Source organism: Bradyrhizobium sp. (assembly GCF_019244115.1).
GTDB lineage: Bacteria > Pseudomonadota > Alphaproteobacteria > Rhizobiales > Xanthobacteraceae > Bradyrhizobium.
On sequence record NZ_JAFATE010000787.1, the window covers coordinates 1 to 3,216 of the forward strand.

Genomic DNA, 3,216 nt, shown 5'->3' on the forward strand with positions numbered 1-3,216 from the left:
TCGCACCCTGGCACTTCAGCGCAGCGACCATTTCGTCGCTGATCCGCGAAGGCTCCGCGACCGGCACGCGGGTGTGAATGCGAATGATCTTCACGTGATCGATGCAGGCGAGATCATTCACGATCTCGGCCAGCCGCCGCGGCGACATCATCAGGGGATCGCCGCCGGTGAGAATGACTTCCCAGATCTCGGGATGGCTGCGGATATAGCCGAGCGCGCCGGCATAAGCGGCTTCCGACAGCGCGCTCTCCTTGCCGGGGCCGACCATCTCGCGCCGAAAGCAGAACCGGCAATAGACCGCGCAGACATGCACCAGCTTGAACAGCACGCGATCCGGGTAGCGGTGCACGATGCCGGGCACCGGAGAATGGGCGTCGTCGCCGATCGGATCGGCACGCTCGCCCGGCGCGCCGTCGAGCTCTGCGGCAGACGGAATGAATTGCCGCGCAATCGGATCGTCCGGATCGCTTCCATCAATGAGGGCGGCGAGATCAGACGTCACCGCGACCGCGTAGCGGGAGGCGACTTCTTCCAGCACGGCGAGATCATCCGGATGCGCAAACCCGCGGGCAACGATCTCCTTCGGCGCGCGCAACGTGATTGTCACTGTCGTTGCCTCATCCACGGCTCACGCGTCGCTTGGCGGCGGCGTCCAGACCACCTGGTCGATCCGGAGCGCCCCGCTCGCCAGCATCACCAGCCGGTCGAATCCGAGTGCAACGCCGCTTGCCTGCGGCATGTGCCCGACCGCGTCGAGAAAATCCTCATCGAGCGGATAGCGTTCACCATAGCGCCGTTCCTTCTCATCCATCGACAAGACGAAGCGGCGACGCTGCTCCTGCGGGTCGGTCAACTCCGAAAAGCCATTGGCGAGCTCGACCCCGCAGGCATACACCTCGAAGCGCTCGGCGACGCGGGAATCCGACGCTTTCACGCGCGCCAGCGCCGCCTCAGGCGTCGGATATTCGAACAGAATTGTCAAACGCCCCTGCCCCAGCCGGGGTTCGATATGCTCAACCAGAATCTTGCTGAAGATGTCCGACCAGCTGTCGTCCTCTGCAACCCGGACTTTCTGCGCGGCTGCCTGTGCCAGGTTCGCGCGATCGCCCTCGCCGCCGACAATGCTCGCGAGCAGATCGATTCCCGCGAAGCGCTCAAAGGCCGCTGCGACCGTCAGCAGTTCCGGCTCGGCGAAGGGATCGCAAGTTCGATCCCGGAACGAAAAATGCCCGATGCCGGTTGCGTCAGCCGCATTGGCGATGACGACGATGGTATCGGCCATGACGGCATCATAAGCGGTACCGGCGCGGTACCATTCCAGCATCGTGAACTCGGGCAGATGCAGATCGCCGCGCTCGCGATCGCGAAAAACCCGCGCAAACTCGAAAATCCTGCTTTCCCCGGCGGCCAGCAGCTTCTTACAGGCGAATTCGGGCGAGGTTCGCAGGTAACGCGTGACACGGCGGCCGTCGACGCCGGTGAACTCGGCGCGCGGCGCATGCAAATGGGTTTCATTGCCGGGCGAAACCTGGGCTATTCCGGTCTCGACTTCGGTAAACCCTTGGGCGCCGAACCAGGACCGCAAGGCCCGCGTTATTGCGCCACGGGCCTTGAGAAACGGCCGCAAATCGGCATGCCGGTCGGCCGACCACCAGGGTGACGCGGGGGCGTTTACAGTCATCGCGCCGCAGCCCGCCGCGTCCGCAAAACGCTAGCGCGGACCGGCAAAATCAGTATGTTGCGGCCCGAAACCGCGTCAGCCGCCGTCGGGTCCGCCTTTTTTGTCCGGTCCAGACCCAGAACATCAGGAAAAACAGCTTTGAGAGTCATCGCCAGTTCTATTCGCAAGGGCAACGTCATCGAGCAAGATGGCAAGCTTTACGTCGTCCTGAGCGCTGAAAACATCCATCCCGGCAAGGGAACGCCGGTCAGTCAGATCGAAATGCGTCGAATCAGCGACGGGGTGAAGGTTTCCGAGCGCTACAAGACCACCGACCAGGTCGAGAAGGCTACCATCGAGGAGCGGAACTACAATTACCTCTACGAGGATGCCGACGGCTTTCATTTCATGAATAACGAGACCTACGACCAGATCCAGGTGCCAAAGGACGTAGTGGGCTCGGGCGCGGCTTACCTGCAGGAAAACATGACGGTCAAGCTGTCGATGCACGATGCCACGCCGGTTGCCATTCAGCTGCCGCAGCGCGTGACCCTCGAGGTGGTGGAGACCGAGCCAGTCACCAAGGGCCAGACCGCGTCCTCCTCCTACAAGCCGGCCGTGCTGTCGAATGGACTGCGGACGGCGGTGCCGCCGCACATCACCGTCGGCACGCGGATCGTGGTCTTGACCGAGGACGGATCCTACTCCGAGCGCGCCAAGGATTAGCGCAGGACCGGCGGCAGCACGCGATGGCCGCCGCCCTGAGCCACTCTCGTTTCGGCTGTGATGTGCGCGTCTCATTACTTCAAGTCGAAAATTCATCTGCGAAATTGCATCTTGTGTGCAATCTCGGACGGACCGGGCTTGCGCGGAGTTGACGAACTTCGGAAATGGGGCACTACTTGTGTCCTGCTTCCGAAGCTGCGTGGTGTTGGCGATTCTCCATTTGCCGCGCGGCTCTGGAATGCGGGGGGCCTTTGAACGTCGCTTAAACGCGAATCGTCGCCTGCAGCGGGGGCGTTCAAATCGGCGCCAAGCGCCGGGAGAGCGAGGCGGTGAAAACGAAAGCTGTCCGGTACGTCGCGAGGACGCTGGCATCTTTCGTCCTGCTCAAGGCCGGCACAGCCTTCGCGATCGATCAATTCCGGACACCAGCAATCTCGGTGATCCCAGTCGAATGGCGCGCGGCGCTCGATCAATTCCGGGCGGAGATCAGCGCCGCACCAGCGGTCGCTGCCGATTTCACCTTCGCGACGCAACGGCACCTTCGCCCGCTCGGTCCGAGATCGATGCCGGCTTTCGTGCAGTTGAACGCTGCCACTTCGGCGATCTTTCCCGGAATCAACCGCAGTCCAGTGCCTGTCCTGCTGCCATTCGACGTCGCGGGCTGGCTCAACGCGGGCGGCAACCGCATGACGTTCGGCGTGGCGCGTTACCAGGCGGACTTTCGTTCCACCGACTTCTTCGATGCCGGCCCCTCGGGCTATGACGCCGTGTTCTCGCTCGAGCCCGGTGCCGGCGATGGGTTGCCCCAACGCACCTTCGCCCGTCCAATC

3 protein-coding genes and 1 pseudogene are annotated in these 3,216 nt (G+C 63.0%); 2 read left to right on the forward strand and 2 right to left on the reverse strand.

What is annotated here, in order from left to right:
• Together JOZ76_RS33530 and epmA are read right to left on the reverse strand one after the other, a co-directional pair.
• The coding region (locus JOZ76_RS33530; protein WP_441300148.1) for a radical SAM protein at positions 1–607 on the reverse strand (607 nt) is incomplete at its 3' end.
• 21 nt (positions 608–628) lie between these two features.
• Positions 629–1,681, reverse strand: a complete 1,053-nt coding sequence (epmA, locus tag JOZ76_RS33535; RefSeq protein ID WP_291705672.1) for an EF-P lysine aminoacylase EpmA — start codon at positions 1,679–1,681, stop codon at positions 629–631.
• A gap of 138 nt (positions 1,682–1,819) precedes the next feature.
• Between epmA and efp the strand changes: the two genes are divergently transcribed.
• The gene (gene efp / locus JOZ76_RS33540; RefSeq protein WP_291705673.1) at positions 1,820–2,386 is read left to right on the forward strand and encodes an elongation factor P; all 567 of its coding nucleotides are present in this window, start codon (positions 1,820–1,822) and stop codon (positions 2,384–2,386) included.
• Between the two features lie 329 nt (positions 2,387–2,715).
• Positions 2,716–3,216: pseudogene (locus JOZ76_RS33545) on the forward strand (M23 family peptidase); the annotation flags it as partial.